Consider the following 22,479-nt stretch of genomic DNA (forward strand, 5'->3'; position numbering starts at 1 on the left):
CATATTAACTTATGCACCTCAGTAAGTTATAGAAAAATAAATGTATTAATATCGGTTATATGAACTGTCTGGATTTGACAGTCAACAAGCCTGCTTTACCGCATCAATCAATACGTCCAGCTCTTCTTTTACCTCTTTGGTGAGTTCAAAGCCAAAGTTAATCCTTAAACAGTTGTTGTAGAGGGACAAGGTACTGAATAGGTGACCTAAACGGATATCAATTTTTTTTTCTTCCACAAGTTCAGCGAACTTGGAGGCATTAAGGGTAGGGACTTGTAACCAGAGCACCATTCCCCCTTGAGGGTGGCTGATGTTAACGTTTTCTGGAAGGCGTTCAGTCAAATAGCTGAGATACGTCTGCCTCAAATTAAGTAGAGTATTGCGTCGACGTTTGAGTTGTTTTGTGTAATGACCTGACTCAATGAAATCTGCCATAGCAAGCTGCATAGGAAGGGATATACCAAAGCAGGATGCTGCATGCTTTTGGCGATAACGATCCGTGTAACGCCCAGGCATACACCAACCTAAGCGGTAGCTCGGCGACAAACTTTTGGAGACAGAACCACACCAAAGAATATAGCCACCTTGATCATAATATTTAGCGGGTAAGGGCGTGTGGTCGGAATAAGAGAGTTCTAGATAAACATCATCTTCAATGATGGGAACCTGGAAAACGTTAGCCAGTTCAGCCAATCTTTGTTTTTGCTCTACAGACATGGTTATCCCTTGTGGGTTCATGTGCGAGGTACAAAATACCCCCGCTTTAACCACGCCTTTCTGCAAATGTGTTTCAAGCTGAGACAAATCGATCCCATCATCTAAAGAAGGGATCTCGACAATCTTTCTTCCCATCTGCCCAAGCAAATCCAAAATGCCACTAAAACAAGGCGAGCTGATAGCAATGGCATCGCCCACCTGAGTACAAGACTCCAGCGCAGCTTTAATGGCGGGCATACAACCCGATGTAATCACCAGTTCATTGGGGTTTATATGCAGCCCAAGTTTCGAGAAATGATCGCTCAATGCATTACGCAGTAGGGGGTCGCCTTGTGTATTCGGGTATTGATTGAGGCGGTTACCTATCCGTTTGCTTGCTCGTCGAAAACTGCGTTCCAGTTCGTTCAGAGATACCACGTCTATATTGGTACTGGAAACGCCTAGCGGACCATTATGTAGAGAATGAATGGCGAAGTTTTGAGTCACCGAAGACACCTTGCTCTCAAAGCGCGCCCACTCTGGAGCGTTATGCTTGCTCAGTTGTGGAGAAACGTAATACCCAGCTTGGGGGCGAGCATGTATCCAACCCTGTGATTCCAGTTCTTGGTAACAGCTTACCGCCGTCGACATGCTCACCGATTGCTGCTTTGAGAGCTGCCTAAGTGATGGCATTCGGCTGCCTTCAGGGAGCTTACCTACCTCAATTTCTCGTATAAACCGACTGGCTAATGTTCTGTACATACTCATAGACATAACTGTACTGCTTTTTGTGAGAATAATTGTATCTGTACCGATAACTGTACTCGAGTAATACTCTTTTTCAAGAGAAAAGGAGGACAGTTATGAAAAGAAACGATCTATTGTTGGCAGTCTTTGTCATGGCGATATGGGGCTTTAACTTCTCAATGATAAAGATGGGCATTACCGATGTTCACCCATTACTGGCAACCGCTGCCCGTTTTACTTTGGCAGTGATACCGGCCATATTTTTTATTCGTAGACCAAACGTAGCATGGGGTTACTTGACTGGTTACGGCGTCGTATTCGGTGTAGGGGTATGGGGAATGGCATCTTGGTCTATCACGGCGGGGCTCTCTTCCGGTATGTCTTCGGTACTGCTTTCATCGAACGCGCTAATCAGCATGGCAGTTGGCGTGTTTATCCAAAAAGATACCGTTTCAAAACGCAAAGTCATTGGTGCTGTCGTTGCATTGGTCGCCTTGTTGGTATTGATCTCGGCAACCAATGGTAACCTTACGGCGGAAGGTGTGTTTCTTATTATGATCGCCGCTGCCAGCTGGACAGTGATGGGCTTGATCGTGAAAGCATCGAAAACCACTCAGGCATTTGCCTTTAACGTATGGGGGATGTTCTTTGCACCGATTCCACTGGTGTTGTTCGCGGTGAGCATTTATGGTCCCAATATAGTGGCACACGCCTTTGAAGTATGGGATATGAACACCACCATAGCGGTTGCATTCCAAGCTTACCCAACCACATTATTTGGTTACTGGGTTTGGAGCAATCTGTTAATTCGCTATCCGCTTAGCACTACCGCACCTTTAACCTTGTTAGTCCCAGTATTTGCGCTCATTTCTGGTTATTTTATGTATAACGAGATGCTCAGTACCGCACAAATGATTGCCTGTGTATTGTTCCTAGTCGGTATTGGTTTAATAGTGAAACCTGCGACAAGCAAAAGCGTGTTAGAACCTAAGCCAGTAGTGAACTGAGATATCCGCAACGTGACGAGTTGAGGGATGACTTAACCTTTATAAATCCGAGCCTAAAAAGGGAAGGGGACTCACGAAATGTAGTCCCTTTTTTAATCATTACTTCGCGAGTAGCGCCTTGATTTGTGGCATTACTTCTTTTGCGGCAAGGTAACCTGCCTCAATGGATTTCGCTCTATCATTAAACGACACGTCGCTGCTTGGTTCGTAGTTCGGTGTGATGAGCACATCTGCGCTAGCCATCTCTTGTTGCGACAGCCTACAGCTCTGCATTCTGAACGTCGCCAGCAACACTTTACTTACAGTCAATTCCGGTGCGGGTTGATTGTGGCAAAAAATATCGACCGCGATGACCTTTTTAGCACCGAGATCTTTTGCGGTATAAACCGGCACAACACTGAATACGCTGCCATCAATTAAGATATCACCTTGGTTTTCAACGGGAACAAAAGTACCTGGCACAGTGGAAGAGGTTTGTACTGCATGCCCAGGGTTGCCAGAACGGATAACCACAGTCTTACGCGTCGTCATATTGGTGGCAGTCACCGCTACAGGGATGGGCATGTCTGCCAGATCGTTATACCCGACATGCGCGTTGATCCAGTCGGATAAGCGTTTACCATTTACGAACCCTTTGGACGAAAGCACAATGTCCGCTACGTCAGATACTCCGAGCTTTTCAATGGCGGCTTCCATGTCTTTAAAACTCATTCCAGAGGCATAAAGCGTCGCCGCAATCGAACCTGCAGACGCTCCACTGACCACATCCGGCTGTATTCCTTCTTCTTCCAACGCTTTCAACACGCCTAAGTGCATAAAGCCCCGAACACCGCCACCTCCAAAAGCGACCCCCAATTTATGTTCCCCTGCGACAATGGGCTCAGAAACATTCAAATCGTTGTAGACATTTGGCGATGAGCAAGCCATCAGCAATAGCGATAAAGAGGCAGGAATCAGTGTTTTCAACATGGGAGGCTCGGTTTATTTGAACAGATCAAAGCGATACAGAATCCAGTTTCGGCGCGTATTTTCAAGTGATTTATCCCAAAGCATGATGGATATCGCGATATCACACGCACTTTAAACTTGTAATTGGGAGGAGGGATTTTCTTGAGCTGAAAAAAGAAACTGTGAACAAGGTGCTCCAAAACATTCCGGTTAGATTGACAAATATAACCTTGATAAATATATTCAACCGATTGATAGGTCATTCGTCGTTTAGAGTTGGCTCTAACCATTAGAACTGCAAGATAAAAACGACATGCTTAGCCTTTAAATTTTTTGAAAGCCCACAAGATTACAATTAACGCGGAGATAGATAATGAGTCATTGGACAGATTTTTTCCCTTATGTAGCTATGGCGATTAAGGTCATCGCGTTAGCCGTGGCTGGATACTTCGCTATCAAATGGCATTTCGACCAAGATAGGAAGTTGAAAAAAGAAGCCGAGGAAAAATAAAACTTTGGGCGATAAGCTAACCCGATTCTTAACGAATTCGTTAAGAATCAATAAACACCGCTTATCGCTTGTATTCAAAAGAAAGCGGGTGTCGAGCTTCTGATTACTCGATTCTCAAAAAGCGTTCTTTTCTTGAGCTCTCTTCATTAACTCCCATTTTCAGTAAGTTTTTAATTCTCCGCCCACTTAACAAATAAGAACACTTTTAAAAAGCTACTCTTACAAATCCTTAATTCTTCGTTCTTATATTCGGTTACTCTATTCTTGATGAGACGCTTATAACCGCATAATAGATCGCTTGTGCATTGCTCTTTATTTGTAGTGAACTAACCGAAAAACTCGCGACGATATAGTTAATAGAATGAGTTACGTGATACGCACTTTGATGTCCATCTCAAATACATCGGTGATCGTGACTTTAGTAGTACGTTAAATTGACTAATAATCAGAGAAATTCGAAAATAAATGAAGAAGAAATAATATTATTGTCAATATATTCAGTTTGTTAGGTTTACATATGTCAACAGCCACATCAATTAGAACGTTAGAGAAACTTGAAAAGCCACTAGACTACAAAGTTCAGATAAGTAAGTTTGTTTAAGAATCTCCAAAGTCAGTGTTTACCAATCTAGGGTTGAATCCAAATAAGTTCGTGTTGGAACTTAGGGATAGAATTGAAGCTCCTTGGAAAATCAATCAGGGAGCTGCTTCACTATGCAGTCCAAATGCTTTCATGACTTGTGTTGCGGCAAGACATCCCAATGCATACGCAAGTTATCTTATACAGCTTTGGAAACATGGAGAAGCGTACTTAGGTGGTCTTAAAGTTACGCCGTCAGCAAAATGTTTGTCAGCATCAGTTTTATCCTCTTCTGGTGGAAAAGGTGAAGCAATTAGAGCAATAGACTGGATGGCACTCGCCAGCTTACGAGACTCTTCCAATAAATTTTTCAATTACGATCATTTTAGTGATCAGATGGGAGGGATCACGTTACCAGAATCTTTAGCCGGGTGGTTCAAGTCCACTTTGTTTGGGAGTGCCGTTAACAAGACAAGTATTTCATCTCCCAGAAGTATTGAAAACCTTCAAAGTGCCCAACGTGAATTCACAGCAAATAAGAGTGTATGTCTATTTATAAGTACAAAAGTGACTAAGGGTTCATTTAAAATTCAAGCAACACCCAATCACTGGGTAGTTCTGTCTCAACCTATCAAGCTTGATGGAAAACCTCTACATTCTTATACGCTTAGCCAGCTTGAAGAGAATATCGACAAGCCTATCGAGGTGTATGTCATGACTTGGGGTTACCCTAATGGGCGTTATCCTCTACATGGAAGAAATTCTCAAAAGAAACTGTCTCTCAAAGATTTCCTAAATTTCTACTACGGGTTTGTAGCAGCATGATAAAGAAAACTATTTACACTCTTATATTTCTCGCCTTTTCTTCGGCTTGTTCTGGCGAGCTAAAAAAGGTAGAAAAAATCAGTGTACTTGAACATGATTTTCAGAATTATGGTCAAACCATACTTCAGCTTTCACAGCCCTCAAATGTCTCGGTCTTTTTGGCTAAGTACTCTAATAAGGTCTTACTGATTGATGACAAGGAAACAAAAGTCTTAGAGTTGGAGCATGAGGTTTCCAGTTATGCTTCCAACAAGAGCAAAGTATTTGTTGTGGATATTAAAGGGCAGCTACTCGAAATAACACCGGAAGGCGATGTCACAACACTTCTTCAACACGAAGATATACGCGGAAGAGACTTTCGTATTTCTTCTGATGGAGAGCTCCTTTACTCAAGAGGGCTTGTTATTCATTCCCCATTTAAAAGTGTTGAAGATATTGTAAAGTTTGATGATCTCTATCCCCAGTTCTTAGGATCATCTTTTGGAAAGAAAATCGGTGTAACTAGTGGTGCAATGAAGCTCTTTGCCGATCAAGATACATGGTTGGATATATGGGATTCTAAAACAGGGCGGAAGATAACAAGCTTCGATACTTTAAATAGCTATGTGTATGCCCCAGTGATTGTTGATGATTCAGAAGGGATTGTAATGTTCCAATGGGTTGAAAGGCTCACTCTATGGAATTATAAATCTGATGAAATTCTCTCCAAGCAAAGTATGGAGTATGGTCTTTCAGAGACTAATAAAGTCGGCGATATTTATCGTGCATACGGTCCAGACAACATCCAACACTTGAAAGTTGTAGATAACAAAATTGTTAGAACGCTGCTTTGCGAGTTTAAGGGAACCTCCATTCAATCATCTCCCCAATACACTATGGATGGAAACCATGTACTTATAGAACAGCTGTCTGGCGAGCACTCAAGGTTCGTTATTTACGAGATTTCAGATAAAGGTTGTTCAAAAATATTGGAGCTCCCAGAAAAACATCATAACTACACACTTCACCCTTCAAATCGCCAATTGCTCACCTTCAACAGCAAAGTGATTAGCATTTATTCATGGTAAATATGTAGCTAAGAGCGGCCTCAGAGAGTTACTGAGGCCCGTTATGCATTTGGAACCATCCAGTATCAAACCAAGAAAAAGCCGATGAACTTACAAAACATTCTATTTCTGGCTGTCACCGCTGCTTTTGGCAGTGGTTTTTTGAATGCGAATGAAGCAGCTAAGAAAGAGTTTCATATTTCAGGAACAAAACAAGTGCTTTCAGGAAAAGTGGTATCAGAAAAAAACACCGATATTGTTTACGCGGATATCACGAAGGTAGATCTTAAAGAAGAAAGCCTAAAGGCTTATAGCCCGTGGGATGAGCTTTATCAATGCACGGAAACAGGCAGTTTAAAAAATGAAGCTATTTTTGTGCCCGTCGGAGATAAATTTCATGTGATGCAGGCATGCGATGCGTTAGGTTTTGACCTGGATCTAGAGCTGTCGGTTGTAGATGCAGCCATATTGAATGGCGAAGCGTCAGATTTAGCGAAATCGGCTAGCCAAATAATACTTGTCCCGACTCCTTCTTCAGACGAAACCTACCTTTATTGGAATGGAAACAAATTCAAACTGTTCGTTCCAATGCCTTTCTAAAACGCCTAAATATGAAAATCAAAGCCCCAAGCGTGGACTTTAGAGTTTTTGATAGGTATTAAAGAAGATTGAAAATGTTTATTCGGGTAAGGGTTATAAAGTTTAGTTCATGCTTATTAACATAGTTCTCACTTGCCTTACTGGTATTCCTACTAGATGATTGCGTCTCAGTTATTATAAATTGATAAGAAAATCACTATCCAAGGGGGATAAGTGTTATTTTCAGATTTAGGAAATGTTAGAGTTTAGGCAATATCATTTGTACAGGATTAAAAATGAAGAATTTGAGCTTTAAAGGTCTAATTATAGCCTTTGTTGTTAGTACTATATTAGCGGCAATATTTGGACTTCTTAGTGTTGTTTTGTTTCTTGAAAACTTTAACGATGCAACAGTTGAGGCATTTGAAAAACAAACTAGTTTCTTAGTATTTATGACTATAGTTGGATTATTGCTCTCTGTATTAGGCGGGTACATCTCGGCTAGGTATGGGAAAGAGGAACCTTACAAAAATGCCATTGCATATGGAGTAATAACAATCATTTTAGGTATTTTTGTAGCAGAGTATGACCCGTTGTGGGTTGATGTTGTGGCGTATGTGACTGCAATTCCATTGGCACTGCTTGGAGGTCATTTATTTAAAATAAGCAATGATAATAAAATTAATATCGAGAATTCCATAGCGAAAGAGAAAGCTCAATAATAGTCTTTTCGCATCGCTGTAATGGTACATTATTTGTTAGTCAATTTCACTTTCCCTTCACGAAAGTGAAATTTTCCTGTTTAGTTTAATAAACCGAATTTATATGAAATTTAATACTCTGCTTTTATTAACTTTTTTATTGTTGACGAGTAGTTGCACTACTGAAGGAGAGTTACTCACTTTTGATGATATTCAAGGGGGGTGGCTACTAGAAAGAAGTGATGGTAAGGCTTTTTCTTCACATTTCACAGTGGTGGGAAACGGGATATATCAAGCTGGGTTTAATGGGGATGTAACGATTCGTGAAGGGACTATGTTTAGTACTATAGTCGATAGCACAACTAGTGAAAACCAAGATACATATGAGTTTAAAAAATCATCTAAGAACACTCTGATAGGTAATCAGAGAAGATTGTTTTTTGGTTCTCGGTTCGATCGAGAAATTATTGCTTATGGAGGACTTGGTGAAAAAATTACTCAAGAGACTATAAGCAAGAATTGGATAGCTTGGTATGAAAACTACTCATTATCTCTCAATATTTACGGGGAGTTTGAAGATATAAAGGTGAATGAGATTGGCTGCTATCTCCATGGAAAAATCACTCACAAATTTAAAAATGTATTTGATCTTGAAATCCATATGCATAGTTGTTCGAAAGATGCCTATAATGGCTCTCTTAAGGGGTATGCCTCTTACTTTTCAAAAAGCGACTTGCTAACTATACCTTCAACCAAAGACAAGAGAGAACGTTTGATATTCTCTGTCTATGAACATTCAAACCAAGATCTTGCAAATATCGATTTCATAAATATTGCTTCGAGAATTGTTTTTTACTTTTCACCTGAAAACGTACATTAAAATATCGAAGACATAAATTATTTGTAAAGACTTTATGCCAAAATCGCCCTCAACAACGTTGAGGGCGATTTCAATTTATCTGTATTTTAAATAACCTAAATTAACGGTTTAGCATTCCACAATCACTTCGCGTGAAAAATCTGCTCGGTTTCCAAATCGGTCATTGCACGGATTTGGCGCCATACGTAGTAGAAAATACCAAACATCATCAGCATGCTTGGCACTGCAATGGCAGGGTAGCTGTAAAGCGTTAGCTTACCCAACTCTTCATTAAATTCCGCGGTGCCAGCTGGGCTTGTCACAATCCAAGTCGCTAGGAAATAGTTCATGGCGGAAGAAAAGGCAAAGGTGCTGGCGAACAGGTAATTCGACGATACCAGGCAGCGCTCGAATGCTTCTGACTTGCCTTTCTCTTTTAAACGTTCATGAATCAAAGAAAGGTTAAACAAGCTGTCGTTCAAAATCATCTTCTGCATGAATGGGTAACGCGTAAAGGTGGAGCCCAAAACGCCTAAGCCAATCAAGCCCGGAATCAAGGCTTCTTTAAAAGCTAACCAGCGCGTATCGAGCTCTAATAAGCCAATACCGCCCGTCAACAAAATACTGACAAAGCCAAGTGCCGATATGAAGTTGAACTTCTTGTTGCGGATAAGATCCATACCACCATAACCGATGGGGAACATCAACGCGACGACAAGTGCCATGGCTGTTCCTAGGTGCTCATCGCCACTAAACTTCATCAAAATGAAGGAAGGAATGATAACGTTAAAGAGGATCTCGAATAGGGGGTTCGACTTTTTCGGTGCCGTGTTACTCATAATCTCTTACTGACTCTACTGTATCGGGTACTATTAACTTCGAAGGGCAGTGTTCTACGCTTGGCATCAGATGTAAAGGGTTAAATCGCGAGTTCTGTAACGACTTATGAAATAGATCGACCTCTTTTGAGTTTTTGAACAAAATTTAGTCTTAAAAGATAACTAGCGTGAGCACTATTAGTTAGTACGCCAAATCACACTTAGTAACATCAAACCCAACATATCTGAACTTCAATAGTCTGCCCTTGAATCCTATTCTGTTATCATCGGCTCGGTCTCAATTCAGTTAGAAGTATCAAAAGGAACAACAGAATGGATCTGAAAGGTCTTGAAAAATATCTGGCGCTAAACCATATCGATTTTAAACCTCTAGACAAAGAGAGCGTGCTGATCAATCTGGGTTTCTTAGTTGGAAGAGTGCAAGTGAAGTACGTACCCGAGACCCAGCAGTTTGATTTTAATGATAAGCCTCGTTGGGTTATTCAGGTTCTATTGATGGCGATGATGCTGTATTTTTTGGCGACAAACTTTCATGTGTATTCGCCACTTCAACTGAACATGTGTGTGGGTGTCACCGTCGTGATGTTAGGCATTTTTGGCTATAAAGAAACACGTATTAAACGGTTGAAGCAGGACATACAGAAAGAAACTCAAGCCACCCAGTAAGGGTTAGGTATTGGGTTATTTCTTCTTAATCACTTCTGAAAACACCACATGCAAATCATTCGATTTTACTTGTCCGTCTAGGTTCAGCTTCGAGCGAATGTGGTGAAGATGTTCTTTCATTAACTTCAGTGCTTGTTTTTGGTTTTGGCTTTCTATGGCATCCAACAGGCACATGTGTTCGTCTTGAGAGCAATTAGAATGGTTATTGCTCTCGAATTGGGCAATCAGCAGTGATGATTGCGAAACCAAGCTTCGTTGAAACGCTAGCATGGGTGAGTTGTCTGCCATTTCCGCTAGCTTGATGTGAAACTCGCCAGAAAGGCGTAAACCTCGACCGTAATCCCCATTTTTAAACGCTTCGTTTTCTTGCTCAACCAGCGCTCGGCATTCTTCTATTTGCGCTTTGGTTGCATTGTCTACCGCTAATTCAGTAATGGCGATTTCTAATACTTCTCGCGCTTTTATGATTTGCTTGGCTTCTTCTTTACTTGGCGCGGCTACCATAGCACCACGGTTAGGGCGAATATCCACGACTTGTTCTATCGATAAGCGGTGGAGCGCTCGGCGTATGATGGTGCGGCTGACGCCAAAAATGTCGGCTAGCGCTTCTTCGCTTAATTTGGTGGAAGGGGGTAATCTTTGCTCTAGGATGGCATCAAAAATATGACCGTATACCACGTCGTCCTGAGTCAGACCGGGTACTTTGGTTTTAATTGGATCGGAATTGCTGTTTTTCAAACTCGCCATGATGTCCTATCGGAGTGTAACAACTCTTTGTATTTTTTATTGTATACCCAAATTGGCTTAGGGTGCTATACCCAAGTCATCTCAGAATTCTGCATCTTGAGGTCACTTGGGTATAGGTGTTTCGGATAGGACAGCGAGTAAGAAGGTGCTGTGAGCTTCACAGCACCGTTGCATTGCACAGGTTACAGCAAATGGTAGCTCGGTAAGGTTAAGAATGTAGCAAACTGCTTATCAGTCGAGAGCCGATAAAAAAGCTCTGTGGTTTCTGGGAAGCGGCGTTGCTGGTAGGTGTCGCTGCCAATTTCACTTTCGATAGTCGTAAGTTCTTGCTGTAGCCAATCTTTAAAAATGGCGGCGGTAAATACGCTGCCATCATCAAGTGTAATGCCATGATGAATCCACTGCCAAATACTGGCACGGGAGATTTCTGCTGTCGCGGCATCTTCCATCAAACCGTAAATGGGTACGCAGCCTTCACCACGGGTCCACGCTTCCATGTAGTACAGCGCAATACGAATGTTTTTGCGCACCCCTTCTTCGTTTCTAGGGCCTTCACAAGGTTCAAGTAATGCCGCTTCGCTAATGTGGCTAACGTCAGGCATATAATCGAGCTGGTTCGTCGCCCCTTTTAAATGTTCGTTAAACACATTGAGGGCGATATCCACTAAAGCGGGGTGGGCGACCCAAGTACCGTCGTGCCCGTTTTGGGCTTCACGGGATTTATCTGCGATAACTTTGCTCGCCACTTGTTCCATTTCAGCTGGGTCTTTACTCGGAATAAATGCCGACATTCCTCCCATGGCAAGTGCGCCGCGTTGGTGGCAAGTGTGTATGAGTTGCTTGCTGTAAGCTTCAAGAAACGGTTTATCCATGCCCACGCAGTGCCTGTCGGGTAAAATACGGTCTTGGTGATTTTTTAAGGTTTTAATGTAGCTGAAAATGTAATCCCATCTTCCGCAGTTCATTGCCACAATATGGTCACGCATGGCGTAAAGGATTTCATCCATTTGGAAAACTGCAGGCAATGTCTCCACAAGAATCGTCGCTTTAATAGTGCCCGTTGGTACCCCTAAATACTGCTCGGTTTCGCTGAATACATCATCCCACCACTGGGCTTCTTCCATGCTTTCAAGTTTGGGTATGTAATAGTAAACGCCTTCACCATTTGCGCGTCGCGATTCAAGGTTATGGAAACAGTACAAGGCAAAGTCCATTAAGCACCCACCAATGGGTTCACCATTGAGCTGAATGTTTCCCTCTGGTAAATGAATGCCTCGTGGTCTGGCGATGAGCAACGCGGGATCGCTATTTAATGTGTAATGTTTATTTTTACGAAGATCTTCAAACGCAATGCTGCCATTGTTGGCGTCTCTCAAGTTGATTTGCCCCTGAACCATGTTGTCCCAAGTGGGGGACGAAGCATCTTCAAAGCAGCACATGAATACCTTTGCCCCAGAATTCAGCGCGTTGATCACCATTTTTCGGTCAATAGGACCCGTAATTTCAACACGTCTGTCTTGAAGGGAAGGAGGAATGGGCGCTACTCGCCAGCTTATATCTTCCCTGATTTGGCGAGTATCGTCGCGATACCCTGGGAGTTGGCCTGCATCGAATAGGGTTTGTTTTTGAGCTCGCTCATCCAGCAGTTGCTTGCGTCGGGTTTCAAACTTAGCGGCAAGGTTTTCTAACAAATCCAAAGCCTCTTTTGAAAATATCTCCTGATACCCTGATTTTTTTAAATCACCAGTGACGGTGAGCTTCGGTTGCGAATTCCTTTCCATGACAAACTCCCTAATGTTTTATTGATTGTATACAATAATGTATTTTTTATATGGCATTTTTAATCAGGAAGCAAAGCGTTTTTGCACAAAATTACCGCAATTATGCGGTTGCGCGACCGCGAATTGGGCTGTGATTCGCTTATTTGTGGTCAAATTGCTGTGGTACAATCAAGCACTTACTTTTCTTTTTACTTAGCTTTTTCATGTCTAGAATTCGTAAAAAAAATCACGATCTTATTATCTCGGTTGCGGGTGCTTGCTTTGCTCAAAAAGGGTATGAAGCCACCAAAATTATCGATATTGCAAAAGCGGCAGAGGTGCCAAAAGCGAACGTGTTTTACTATTTTAGTAATAAAGAAAAGCTGTACGACGCCGTGCTGAACACCATTACCAAGCCTTTGTTGGAAGCGTCTAAGCCGTTAGAAGAACTGGATGACCCAGTTGAAGCGCTCACGCAATACATTCATACCAAGCTCAGTATTTCACGGGATCACCCGAACGCTTCTAAAGTGTTTGCAAATGAAGTGATGAGTGGTGGAAGAATGCTGCCAAAAGAAGTTTCTGAGAAGTTATTGCAACAATCGCGAGATATGGTTGAGAAGTTTTCTTCATGGAGCGAAAACGGGCTGATGGATGAAGTATCGCCTCAACACTTGATGTTCATGTTGTGGGCGTCCACCCAAACATATGCCGATTTCAGTTGGCAGATTTGTACTGTGATGGACAAGCCTGAATTAGAGGAAAAAGACTTCGAGCAGGCAGCTGCGTTTATCGCCCAAATGGTGATTAAAGGGTGTGGAATCCGTTCATCGTCATCCTAAAAACATCACCAAGAACAATTAACTTCCGCGATACGTAGAGTAGCCAAATGGCGACACCAATAGCGGTACGTGGTAGTGGCTGTCTTCATCGTCTAACCCAAATCGAATGACCACATCATCTAAAAAAGGGGTATTACCGAGATCGATACCTTGATCTTGATAATACTGAGCAACTTGAAAAACCAATTCGTATTTTCCGCTTTGAAAGGCTTCTCCATCTAACATGGGTAAGTCGGTTCTTCCATCACTATTGGTTTGGACAGATTTGATTAACTCAGACCCATTTTCCACTCTTCGGTATAGATCTATCTGAACGTGTTTTGCGGGCGTCCCGTGTGTGGTGTCCAGAATATGTGTTGTTAATTTACCCATCTCCAATTTCCTTTTTGTACACAATGTAGCGCCTATTAAAGGCGAATTGGTGCCAATCTTCAGCGAGGATTTTGTCATTTCGTGAACTCACGCAGATTGAGAAAGCTCAAAATTGCGGATAAATCCATCTAACCTCTTCAAATATAGCTGCTATTCTCAAAATAAGTGATGAAGAAATGTACTCTTTACTTTTTTATCAGTGAATTGTATACAATTATATAGCGATGATATAGAAATCGAGAAATGTGGTAGGAGGCGAATCGCCAGTGAATGATGATGCTTACCCAAGGGATTTGATTGGCTATGGTGCGTGCCCTCCCGATCCGAAATGGCCCAACGGGGCGAAACTGGCTTTGTCCTTTGTCCTCAATTATGAAGAAGGGGGCGAACGTTGTGTGCTGCATGGGGATGGTGAATCGGAAGCGTTTCTTTCCGAAATCCCTGCTGCGCAGCCCATCGAAGGGCAACGTCACATCAGCATGGAATCCATTTACGAATACGGGAGCCGTGCTGGGGTTTGGCGTGTATTAAGGTTGTTTGAACAGCACCAGATCCCACTCACGGTATTTGCGGTTGCGATGGCGCTAGAGCGGCACCCTGATGTCGCAAGAGCGTTTGTGGATGCAGGGCATGAAGTATGCAGCCATGGCTATCGTTGGATCGATTACCAAAATATGGCACCCGAATTAGAACAAGCAGATATGCTCAAAGCCATATCGATCATTAAAAACTTAACAGGCGAAAGACCACTGGGGTGGTACACGGGACGAACAAGCCCAAATACGCGAAGGTTAGTGGCAGAAGAGGGTGGGTTCTTATACGACTCCGATGCCTACGACGACGATTTGCCCTATTGGCACACCGAAGGGGAAAAGCCGCAATTGGTGATTCCGTACACGTTAGATGTCAACGACATGCGGTTCGCCACCCCACAAGGGTTCAATAGCGGTGAGCAGTTCTTCCAATATTTGAAGGACGCGTTCGATACCTTGTATGAAGAAGGGGAAACGACCCCCAAAATGATGTCGGTAGGGTTGCATTGCCGCCTTATTGGCAAACCCGCACGCATTGCTTCGCTGAAGCGTTTTCTTGAGTACGTTCAGCAACATTCGGATGTTTGGCTTTGCCGGCGAGTCGATATCGCCAAGCATTGGCATCAACAGCATCCTTTTGTGGAATCGCATAAATAAGAGGACGTCCCATGGCGCTTTTTAAAACCTGTAAACCTTCTTTGCTTTCAAAAGACGGTTTCATACACGCTTTTGCCGATATTTATGAACATAGCCCTTGGGTGGCAGAGGAAACCTATAAGCAAGGCATTACCCCTGCGGATGATCACGTAGAAAGCTTACATAAGAAAATGGCAGCGGTTCTATTAAGGGCTGATAAAGCCTCTCAGCTAGCACTGATTTTGGCTCACCCAGATTTGGCAGGCAAAGCGGCAATCAATGGCGAACTGACGCAAGCTTCTACATCAGAACAAGCTGGTGCAGGTATCGACCAATGTACTGCCGAAGAATTTGAAATGTTTAACGACTTCAATCAACGATACAAAGAGAAATTTGAATTTCCTTTCATCATGGCGGTTAAAGGAGCGAACCGCTTTCAGATTTTAGATGCGTTTGAACATCGACTAGACAACGCTGCGGAGACTGAGTTTTCAACAGCATTGAATGAAATCAACAAAATAGCGCTATTCAGATTATTAGAGATGTAGTATTTACCAAAGGAGGGATAGGGATATGCCCTTAAATATCAATAATTTTGTCAACTTAGCGGATGAGAAGTTAGGGGCGAAAGCGATTTACGCTACCGATGATTTCTTCGCAGATAAGAGCCGGCTAATCCAGCGACAAGAGCCTGTTTGGAAAGAAGGGCTGTACGACGACAACGGAAAGTGGATGGATGGCTGGGAGAGCCGTCGAAAAAGAGAAGAAGGGCACGATTACTGCGTGATCCGGCTTGCAATGGCGGGCGAGATTTCAGCGGTAGACATCGATACGCGTTTCTTTACGGGAAACTATCCGCCTTCCGCATCCATTGAAGCATGCTATTGCCCGATTGGCGATCCAGACGAGCATACCTATTGGGCTGAGATTCTGACTTCTGTTGGGCTGCAAGGCGATCAGCAACATCTGTTTCCTATCGAAGCTGGCAGCAATTTTACCCATGTCCGTTTGAACATTTTCCCAGATGGTGGCATCGCACGTCTCAGAGTGTACGGTTTGCCTGCGGTGGACTGGAACCAGATAGACGTACTACAAAGTATTGATTTGGCTTCGGTTGCCTACGGAGCAAGGGCGCTATCTTGCAGCGATGAGCATTACGGTAATAAAAGCAATTTATTGGGTCCTGGTCGTGGCGAGAATATGGGAGACGGTTGGGAAACCGCCAGACGAAGAACGCCAGGTAATGATTGGGTGATTGTGGCGTTAGGTCATGCGGGAAATGTTGAAAAAATTGTTGTGGATACCGCACACTTTAAAGGTAACTACCCCGATACGTGTTCTATTCAAGCGGCCTTCGTTAAAGGGGGAACTGACGAGCAAATAGAAACGCAAAGCCTTTTTTGGCGCGAGTTGTTACCTTCACAAAAACTCAGTGCGGATGCCATTCATGAGTTTGAGTCGCAGGTTAACCCAATTGGACCCGTCACGCATATCCGCCTTAATATTTTTCCGGATGGAGGGGTGAGCAGGTTGAGAGTGATTGGGACAAAAGCGGGAACATCATGCCAGCTTGCAACGGGGCAAAGCTCGGCTGGCTTGTCTCATGCGGTTGAAAGTGATTGATATGCTGAGCACAACAAAGGCAACGAATGAACTCAAAATCGAGGTGCTTTCAAAAGAAGCCTTTGCCCCTTTTGGTGATGTGATTGAAGCCGATAATCGTGAGTTTTTCTTTATCAATAATGGCTCTACCAAGCGGTTTCACCAGTTAGCAAAGGCAGACACAGAAACCTTTGGTGGAAATACGATCATCAGTATTTTTGAAGCCACCCCACTCGATTACCCTTTGCAGATCAGAATGCTAGAACGGCACCCTCTGGGGTCGCAAGCGTTTATGCCTTTGCTTAGACACCCGTTTTTAATCGTTGTCGCCCCTTTCGCTGAGACACCCGATCCAACAGCTATCAGAGCATTTATCAGCAATGGCAAACAAGGGGTGAACTATCATAAAGGTATATGGCATCACCCAGTCTTAGCGCTGAACTCAGATGATCAATTTTTGGTGGTCGACCGAAGTGGGGAAGGGGATAACTGCGATGAGTACTTTTTCCCTGAATCCAACATTCGAACGTTATCGCTTTCTTCCGGAATATTACCGAAGTAACTCGCGACTAAATGACTACTGACCACAAAGGAGTGTGAGATGGATCCACATGTAACAGAGTGGCTGAACTTAGTGATTCGCTGGGTTCACATGATTGTAGGCATCGCATGGATTGGTGCTTCTTTCTATTTTGTTTGGCTTGAAAACAACCTCAACAGAATCAACCCGAAAACGGGGTTAGCTGGAGATTTATGGGCGATCCACGGCGGCGGGATTTATCATCTAGAAAAATATAAATTAGCGCCTCCACAAATGCCGGAAAAACTGCATTGGTTTAAATGGGAAGCGTATTTTACGTGGATAACGGGCGTACTTCTCCTCGCGATTGTGTACTACCTAAACGCCGAAATTTATTTGATTGCGCCCGGTTCTGGGCTCAGTTCCATGCAAGCCATTGGCATCGGTGTGGGCGCACTTGTGGCTGGTTGGTTTGTTTACGACGTTTTGTGTGATTCACCCTTGGGGCAAAAACCGTTGTTGCTCGGCATCATCATCTTCGTTTTGTTGGTGGCATCAGCTTACGGTTTAACACAGGTGTTCAGTGGACGAGGTGCTTACATTCATGTTGGGGCGATAATCGGCACCATCATGGTGGGTAACGTATTTCGAATCATCATGCCTGCCCAACGTAACTTAGTAAGCGCGATAGAGAAAGGCGAAACTCCCGACCCTAGCTTACCTGCGAAAGGGCTGCTTCGATCTCGTCACAATAACTACCTAACGCTGCCGGTGCTGTTCATCATGATCAGTAATCATTTTCCTAGTACGTACGGTTCTAGCTGGAATTGGCTGATTTTAGCTGGGCTTGCGGCATTCAGTATCTTGGTTCGCCATTACTTTAACACTCGCCATGGAAGTCAAAAGTTTGCGTGGACTCTGCCTGTTGCGGCAGTTGGGATGATCACCTTGGCGTTTGTTACATCACCAATCAGTAAGCCAGTCTCTACGCCATCTGTTTCGCTAGAGCCGTCCGCTACGAAAGAGCAGTCCGCTACGGCAGAGCAATCGGCTGCTAATCCCTTGAAAGTAAAAGAGACAATGTTCACCAAGGTACATTCCGTGATACGCGAGCGCTGTACGGTGTGTCATTCGGCTAACCCAACACACGTGGCGTTTCAAACGGCACCCGCAGGGGTGATATTGGATACACCGAAAGAGATCCAAAATAACGTTGACCGTATTGTGGCGCAAACTGTCACGACACAAGTGATGCCGATAGGGAATTTGACTCAAATGACGGATGAAGAACGCACCTTGATTGGCGATTGGGCTTCAAAGGGGGCTCAAATTCACTAGGGTTTACTGAGTTTTCACGGCTAAATTTACTTCACTTCAGTGATATAGCAGGGTTAGGCAGTAGCCAAGCGTCGGCAAGATGCTATATTACTTGAATATATTCATATTTATTCAAGTGAGGGAGTGGAATGATTTCTAAATGGGCGCAGCGTTTTTTCCAAATGGCGGAGCTGGTGGGGTCTTGGAGTAAAGATCCGTCAACGCAAGTCGGCGCTGTGATAACAAAGCATAACCGAATTGTTTCAGTTGGCTTTAATGGTTACCCACATGGTATTTCAGACAGTGCAGGAACCGATGAGCGCGACATGAAGTATTTGAAAACACTTCACGCCGAAGAAAACGCGATTCTATTTGCAAAACGAGATTTGGACAATTGTGAAATTTGGGTGACACATTTTCCGTGCCCTAACTGCGCCGCCAAGATCATTCAAACGGGCATTAAAGCAGTACATTGCCCTGAACAAACAGAAGATTTTCTTTCGCGTTGGGGGGATAAAATCCAAGTCAGCCAAGGCATGTTTGAAGAAGCCGGGGTCGAAGTGGATTGGCTACCGCTTAATGACCTGAATTTAAAAGACTAGGGTCTGTTGATCTTTCGAGATGATTTTTGCAGCAATTTGTGGGTTATTTATACAAGGCAGAGCTTATTCGGTGTAGTCGCTCTACATCAATAGGCGATAACGCAGTAGAAATAGGCCACAAATGCTGCCCGAAGGGTTCGCTTCTATGCACTTTACTCTTTGTTGCAAGGTATTTGCTTAGAATGACTAGGCTACACACCTTGCGCCGCGATTAAAATGCATAGAAGTCGAACAAAATTTAACCGCGAAAGTTCAACAGACCCTAAAAGATTCTTAACAGGTTAAAATATTCTCAACAGAAAAAATGCGGCTATGAAGCCGCATTTTTTGTATCGTGATTTTTACGGAGACTCTTTCTGAACATAGTCAAACAGTTGTTCTGCTAAACGAGTCAGCGTACCTTTTGGTGGATTGGTGTGGGAAAAGGTACGAATGCCGTAAATGCCCATCACCAAAAACTCCGCTATTTCGTTGCAGTCTCGTTTATCAGCAATCTCACCGTGCTTTTGAGCCTGTTCGAGTTTCAACTTAATAGCGCTTTGCCATTTACCCATTAAACCTGAGATAACGCTTTCTACTTCTTCATCTTGCTGAGAAAGTTCGCTGAGCGATTTTTGTAGTAAGCAATCTTTAATTTCTTCGCGTTCACATTCATCAACGACCGAAGCCAAATATCCTTTCAACGCGTTTAGTGTCGAGCTTTGCCCTTCAAAGTGTGCTTCAAAAGATGCTTGGCTCTCGACACCGTATTGATCCAGTGCGGCCAGCAGCAATCCACGCTTATTAGTAAATGCGCAATAAATAGACCCTGGGTGCAGCCCCGTTGCACTTTTTAAGTCTTGCATACTGGTTTTGGCGTAGCCCTTAGAAATAAAGACTTCCATTGCCGATCGTAATACTTCCTCACGATCGAATTCTGCACTGCGCATCTTGGTACTCATAAAAAACGTAATAGGCGCATTCTAATTGACTTTGAACAATCATTCAAAAAAATACTTGAACAATTGTTCAAGAAAGTACTTGAATGAATGTTCAAGAAAGTACTTGAATGAATGTTCAAGAAAGGCTAACTTGAACGCGTATTCAAGAAAGGACAGAGCAATGACCGAGAAATTATTCGAATCGTTTCAACTAAATAGCACGATTACCTTACAAAACCATATCTTGATGGCACCGCTAACTCGTTGTATGGCAGACGACGAATTAGTCCCAACCGACGCCATGGTGGAATACTACGCAAGGCGCGCTAAGTCGGGTTTGATCATTTCAGAGGCAACAATCATTCGACCGGATGGTCAGGGCTATCCAAACACGCCTGGAATTTACACGCCGGAACAAATTCAAGGTTGGCGCAAAGTAACAGATGCGGTGCATGCAAAGGGTGGCAAAATTTTTGTTCAGTTGTGGCACACCGGCAGAGTGGCGCATCCGTATTTTTGGGGTGGTGAACATGTCCTCGCCCCTTCAGCAATTGCTGTAGAAGGCACAGTGCCTAGAATGCGCGAGCTTTCGTATGTCGTTCCTAAGCCAGCCAGTAAAGATGAGATCAGCCAGCTTGTAGAGGATTTTGCTCAAGCTGCATCCAATGCGATTGATGCGGGATTTGATGGAGTGGAGATTCATGGCGCAAATGGCTATTTGATTGACCAATTCCTACATTATTCCAGCAACACCCGAGAAGATGAATTTGGCGGTAACGCTGAAAACATGGCACGTTTCCCACTGGCTGTGTTAGATGCGATTTCAGCAAGAATTGGTGAAGACAGAACGGCGCTTCGCGTTTCCCCAGCGGCATATTTCAACATGGATAGTGATCCACGAGATCGCGCTGTGTTCGATTATTACCTTGCAGAGCTAGATAAGCGTGATATTGCTTACCTGCATATTGGGATTTTTGATGACAGCACAGAGTTTGATTATTTGGATGGAACGCCAACAGCTTATTTAAGAAAACACTACGGCAAAACGTTGGTAGGAAATGGTAGCTACAGTGCGGAATCGGGCAGTGCTGCTATTAAAGCTGGGAAATTTGATCTAGTAGCAATTGGTCGCCCATTCATTGCTAACCCAGATTATGTGGAGCGTGTGGAAAGTGGAGAAACGCTGAAGGAGTATTCAGAAGAAATGCTGAGTACTCTTTATTAAAGTTATCTATTAGCGCTAACTGTAAAAGCTTTCTATTAGAGTCATTTTCTAATGATTCCAAGAACCGTTTGCTTTCCTGCAAACGGTTCTTTTTTATCTGCTCTTTGAAGCATTATGAGAAAAAAAGCGATGAACATTTTTTTGATGCTTTCAAGTCGTCCCATTTTTAGGATCTAGAATCCAAACCTCAGAATTTTCCGCAACTTGGAGATATATTGACTATCTTGAAAATGGTAGATAACCGTTAGTAAGTTAGGAAGAGCAACCAATGGAAGCATTAAAACTTTCGTGTCAATGTGGCAAAGTGACAGGGAAAATAAATCATATTACCCCAAGGCTAGGTAACCGCTTGATTTGCTATTGTGCAGATTGTCGGCAATTTGCTTTAGAGATGGATAGCGAAGAAGAATTGACCTTAACAGGCGGTGTGAAATTAATTCAAGTGCCTTTAAACCACTTTGAATTTGAGTCTGGGCAGGAGCATGTTGCTTGCTTACGTTTGTCTCGTAAAGGCTTGTATCGATGGTATACCACTTGCTGTAACACAATGATGGGTAGCACACTCAAACCAGAAACCATTCCGTTCATCGGTATTCTTGAAACATTCGTTGATGACAGCGAGGATATGAATCAAAAAGCTGGACCAATGTTGGGCGGTGTAAACATTAAAAGTGCATTGGGCGACCCTTCATCCGAGCTTGTGGGAATGAAAGGGGAGTCGAGAATTTTGATTCGCTGTATCCGAAAAATGCTGGGATGGAAATTAACCAAGAAAGGGCACCCCAACGTGCTGTTTGATGATGAATCGAAAGCGATTGTGAAGCCTAAGATATTGTGAAGCCTGAGATATTGTGAAACCTAAGGTATTAAGCTAGTTCAGCTTTTCGCTCCGCGAGATTTAGTGCACTGGAACGCTTCTACCCAAGGCAAGTAAAAGGCTTGCCATTCATCTTCACCGCCAAACTGTTCTCTAAACTCGGAATAAGACCAAACCCATAGTTCGGTCGGTGTCATGCTTTCCATATTGAATGGTGAGGGTTGATTGCGCAACGATTCGGTAACGGGCCACAAAAAATCCTCATCAGAAAAAAAGGCAATGTTGTGTTCGTCTTTGTTCTCGTCTCTAGTGAATAGCCGCAATGTTCCACTTCTAACCCAAATCACAGTTAGCCAGCGATTTCCAGATGCCAACAAAAGCTCACCAGTAGTCAAACGCCGATGCTGGGCTAGGGCATAAATCTTGGATTGTGTTGGTTGAGGTAAGCCACAAAAGTGTGGGCAGTGCAGCAAGAATGTGTCACCCATAGTCGCTCCATGCTTGTGTAAGGGCTAACCTAAGTGTGACACATAAGGTTGAAATTTCCTGTGATATTGATGTTTTTGTAATTTTTGAGAGGTC

Annotated in this window: 25 protein-coding genes; 17 read left to right on the forward strand and 8 right to left on the reverse strand. The window is 43.3% G+C overall.

What is annotated here, in order from left to right; genetic code table 11:
* Positions 1 to 81 precede the first annotated feature (81 nt).
* Positions 82 to 1,464: an aminotransferase-like domain-containing protein gene (locus VPNCDNU1_RS05655; protein ID WP_104399641.1), complete on the reverse strand. Its 1,383-nt coding sequence runs from the start codon at positions 1,462 to 1,464 to the stop codon at positions 82 to 84.
* Positions 1,465 to 1,559: 95 nt separating this feature from the next.
* Between VPNCDNU1_RS05655 and VPNCDNU1_RS05660 the strand changes: the two genes are divergently transcribed.
* A complete protein-coding gene (locus tag VPNCDNU1_RS05660) occupies positions 1,560 to 2,450 on the forward strand; it encodes an EamA family transporter (RefSeq protein WP_104399463.1) in 891 nt (296 codons plus the stop codon).
* A gap of 99 nt (positions 2,451 to 2,549) precedes the next feature.
* Here VPNCDNU1_RS05660 and VPNCDNU1_RS05665 read toward each other — a convergent pair whose 3' ends face one another.
* Positions 2,550 to 3,419 carry a patatin-like phospholipase family protein gene (locus tag VPNCDNU1_RS05665; RefSeq protein ID WP_201797108.1) on the reverse strand — a complete coding sequence of 290 codons (870 nt, stop codon included), beginning with the start codon at positions 3,417 to 3,419 and terminating at the stop codon, positions 2,550 to 2,552.
* A 352-nt stretch (positions 3,420 to 3,771) separates the two neighbouring features.
* On the opposite strand from VPNCDNU1_RS05665, the gene VPNCDNU1_RS28790 reads away from it, so the two are divergent.
* The 6 genes from VPNCDNU1_RS28790 (at position 3,772) to VPNCDNU1_RS05690 (ending at position 8,520) form a co-directional block, all read left to right on the forward strand.
* Positions 3,772 to 3,909, forward strand: a complete 138-nt coding sequence (locus VPNCDNU1_RS28790; protein WP_167404731.1) for a hypothetical protein — start codon at positions 3,772 to 3,774, stop codon at positions 3,907 to 3,909.
* A gap of 616 nt (positions 3,910 to 4,525) precedes the next feature.
* Positions 4,526 to 5,314 (forward strand): hypothetical protein, encoded by a 789-nt coding sequence (locus VPNCDNU1_RS05670; RefSeq protein ID WP_145959438.1) that lies wholly within the window; start codon positions 4,526 to 4,528, stop codon positions 5,312 to 5,314.
* Positions 5,311 to 6,381 (forward strand): hypothetical protein, encoded by a 1,071-nt coding sequence (locus VPNCDNU1_RS05675; RefSeq protein ID WP_104399465.1) that lies wholly within the window; start codon positions 5,311 to 5,313, stop codon positions 6,379 to 6,381. Before VPNCDNU1_RS05670 ends, VPNCDNU1_RS05675 begins: the two co-directional genes overlap by 4 nt.
* 84 nt (positions 6,382 to 6,465) lie before the next feature.
* Complete coding sequence (locus VPNCDNU1_RS05680) at positions 6,466 to 6,960, forward strand: hypothetical protein (protein WP_104399466.1); 495 nt, start codon at positions 6,466 to 6,468, stop codon at positions 6,958 to 6,960.
* Between the two features lie 275 nt (positions 6,961 to 7,235).
* Complete coding sequence (locus tag VPNCDNU1_RS05685; RefSeq protein WP_104399467.1) at positions 7,236 to 7,661, forward strand: hypothetical protein; 426 nt, start codon at positions 7,236 to 7,238, stop codon at positions 7,659 to 7,661.
* A 103-nt stretch (positions 7,662 to 7,764) separates the two neighbouring features.
* On the forward strand, positions 7,765 to 8,520 hold the full coding sequence (locus VPNCDNU1_RS05690) for a hypothetical protein (RefSeq protein WP_104399468.1): 756 nt from the start codon (positions 7,765 to 7,767) through the stop codon (positions 8,518 to 8,520).
* Between the two features lie 122 nt (positions 8,521 to 8,642).
* Here VPNCDNU1_RS05690 and VPNCDNU1_RS05695 read toward each other — a convergent pair whose 3' ends face one another.
* Positions 8,643 to 9,338 (reverse strand): VC0807 family protein, encoded by a 696-nt coding sequence (locus VPNCDNU1_RS05695; RefSeq protein ID WP_104399469.1) that lies wholly within the window; start codon positions 9,336 to 9,338, stop codon positions 8,643 to 8,645.
* Positions 9,339 to 9,650: 312 nt separating this feature from the next.
* Between VPNCDNU1_RS05695 and VPNCDNU1_RS05700 the strand changes: the two genes are divergently transcribed.
* Positions 9,651 to 10,004, forward strand: a complete 354-nt coding sequence (locus VPNCDNU1_RS05700) for a hypothetical protein (protein ID WP_104399470.1) — start codon at positions 9,651 to 9,653, stop codon at positions 10,002 to 10,004.
* A gap of 15 nt (positions 10,005 to 10,019) precedes the next feature.
* Here VPNCDNU1_RS05700 and VPNCDNU1_RS05705 read toward each other — a convergent pair whose 3' ends face one another.
* Together VPNCDNU1_RS05705 and aceB are read right to left on the reverse strand one after the other, a co-directional pair.
* Entirely contained in the window at positions 10,020 to 10,751 is a 732-nt protein-coding gene (locus VPNCDNU1_RS05705; RefSeq protein WP_104399471.1) for a GntR family transcriptional regulator, read from the reverse strand.
* Positions 10,752 to 10,933: 182 nt separating this feature from the next.
* On the reverse strand, positions 10,934 to 12,547 hold the full coding sequence (gene aceB, locus VPNCDNU1_RS05710; RefSeq protein ID WP_371410777.1) for a malate synthase A: 1,614 nt from the start codon (positions 12,545 to 12,547) through the stop codon (positions 10,934 to 10,936).
* A 188-nt stretch (positions 12,548 to 12,735) separates the two neighbouring features.
* Between aceB and VPNCDNU1_RS05715 the strand changes: the two genes are divergently transcribed.
* Positions 12,736 to 13,353: a TetR/AcrR family transcriptional regulator gene (locus tag VPNCDNU1_RS05715; protein ID WP_104399473.1), complete on the forward strand. Its 618-nt coding sequence runs from the start codon at positions 12,736 to 12,738 to the stop codon at positions 13,351 to 13,353.
* An 18-nt stretch (positions 13,354 to 13,371) separates the two neighbouring features.
* Here VPNCDNU1_RS05715 and uraH read toward each other — a convergent pair whose 3' ends face one another.
* On the reverse strand, positions 13,372 to 13,725 hold the full coding sequence (gene uraH, locus VPNCDNU1_RS05720) for a hydroxyisourate hydrolase (protein WP_104399474.1): 354 nt from the start codon (positions 13,723 to 13,725) through the stop codon (positions 13,372 to 13,374).
* 266 nt (positions 13,726 to 13,991) lie between these two features.
* Here uraH and puuE point away from each other — a divergent pair, with 266 nt between their 5' ends.
* The 6 genes from puuE to VPNCDNU1_RS05750 all read left to right on the forward strand — a co-directional run bounded on the left by puuE (position 13,992) and on the right by VPNCDNU1_RS05750 (position 18,935).
* Positions 13,992 to 14,915, forward strand: coding sequence for an allantoinase PuuE (gene puuE, locus VPNCDNU1_RS05725; protein ID WP_104399475.1), 924 nt, complete (start codon positions 13,992 to 13,994; stop codon positions 14,913 to 14,915).
* Positions 14,916 to 14,926: 11 nt separating this feature from the next.
* Positions 14,927 to 15,442 carry a 2-oxo-4-hydroxy-4-carboxy-5-ureidoimidazoline decarboxylase gene (uraD, locus tag VPNCDNU1_RS05730; protein WP_104399476.1) on the forward strand — a complete coding sequence of 172 codons (516 nt, stop codon included), beginning with the start codon at positions 14,927 to 14,929 and terminating at the stop codon, positions 15,440 to 15,442.
* A gap of 25 nt (positions 15,443 to 15,467) precedes the next feature.
* Positions 15,468 to 16,517, forward strand: a complete 1,050-nt coding sequence (gene alc / locus VPNCDNU1_RS05735) for an allantoicase (RefSeq protein WP_104399477.1) — start codon at positions 15,468 to 15,470, stop codon at positions 16,515 to 16,517.
* Position 16,518: 1 nt separating this feature from the next.
* On the forward strand, positions 16,519 to 17,058 hold the full coding sequence (locus tag VPNCDNU1_RS05740) for an ureidoglycolate lyase (RefSeq protein WP_104399478.1): 540 nt from the start codon (positions 16,519 to 16,521) through the stop codon (positions 17,056 to 17,058).
* A 39-nt stretch (positions 17,059 to 17,097) separates the two neighbouring features.
* On the forward strand, positions 17,098 to 18,354 hold the full coding sequence (locus tag VPNCDNU1_RS05745) for a urate hydroxylase PuuD (RefSeq protein ID WP_104399479.1): 1,257 nt from the start codon (positions 17,098 to 17,100) through the stop codon (positions 18,352 to 18,354).
* A gap of 128 nt (positions 18,355 to 18,482) precedes the next feature.
* A complete protein-coding gene (locus tag VPNCDNU1_RS05750; protein ID WP_101109980.1) occupies positions 18,483 to 18,935 on the forward strand; it encodes a dCMP deaminase family protein in 453 nt (150 codons plus the stop codon).
* A 341-nt stretch (positions 18,936 to 19,276) separates the two neighbouring features.
* On the opposite strand, the gene VPNCDNU1_RS05755 is transcribed toward VPNCDNU1_RS05750, so the two are convergent.
* Positions 19,277 to 19,864, reverse strand: a complete 588-nt coding sequence (locus tag VPNCDNU1_RS05755) for a TetR/AcrR family transcriptional regulator (protein WP_104399480.1) — start codon at positions 19,862 to 19,864, stop codon at positions 19,277 to 19,279.
* A 172-nt stretch (positions 19,865 to 20,036) separates the two neighbouring features.
* Between VPNCDNU1_RS05755 and VPNCDNU1_RS05760 the strand changes: the two genes are divergently transcribed.
* On the forward strand, positions 20,037 to 21,080 hold the full coding sequence (locus VPNCDNU1_RS05760; RefSeq protein ID WP_104399481.1) for an alkene reductase: 1,044 nt from the start codon (positions 20,037 to 20,039) through the stop codon (positions 21,078 to 21,080).
* Positions 21,081 to 21,348: 268 nt separating this feature from the next.
* Entirely contained in the window at positions 21,349 to 21,918 is a 570-nt protein-coding gene (locus VPNCDNU1_RS05765) for a DUF6151 family protein (RefSeq protein WP_104399482.1), read from the forward strand.
* A gap of 38 nt (positions 21,919 to 21,956) precedes the next feature.
* On the opposite strand, the gene VPNCDNU1_RS05770 is transcribed toward VPNCDNU1_RS05765, so the two are convergent.
* Entirely contained in the window at positions 21,957 to 22,385 is a 429-nt protein-coding gene (locus VPNCDNU1_RS05770; RefSeq protein WP_104399483.1) for a Crp/Fnr family transcriptional regulator, read from the reverse strand.
* Positions 22,386 to 22,479 lie beyond the last annotated feature (94 nt).

Origin of the sequence: Vibrio penaeicida, assembly GCF_002933855.1 — a bacterium.
In the GTDB taxonomy this organism is placed as follows: Bacteria; Pseudomonadota; Gammaproteobacteria; order Enterobacterales; family Vibrionaceae; genus Vibrio; species Vibrio penaeicida_A.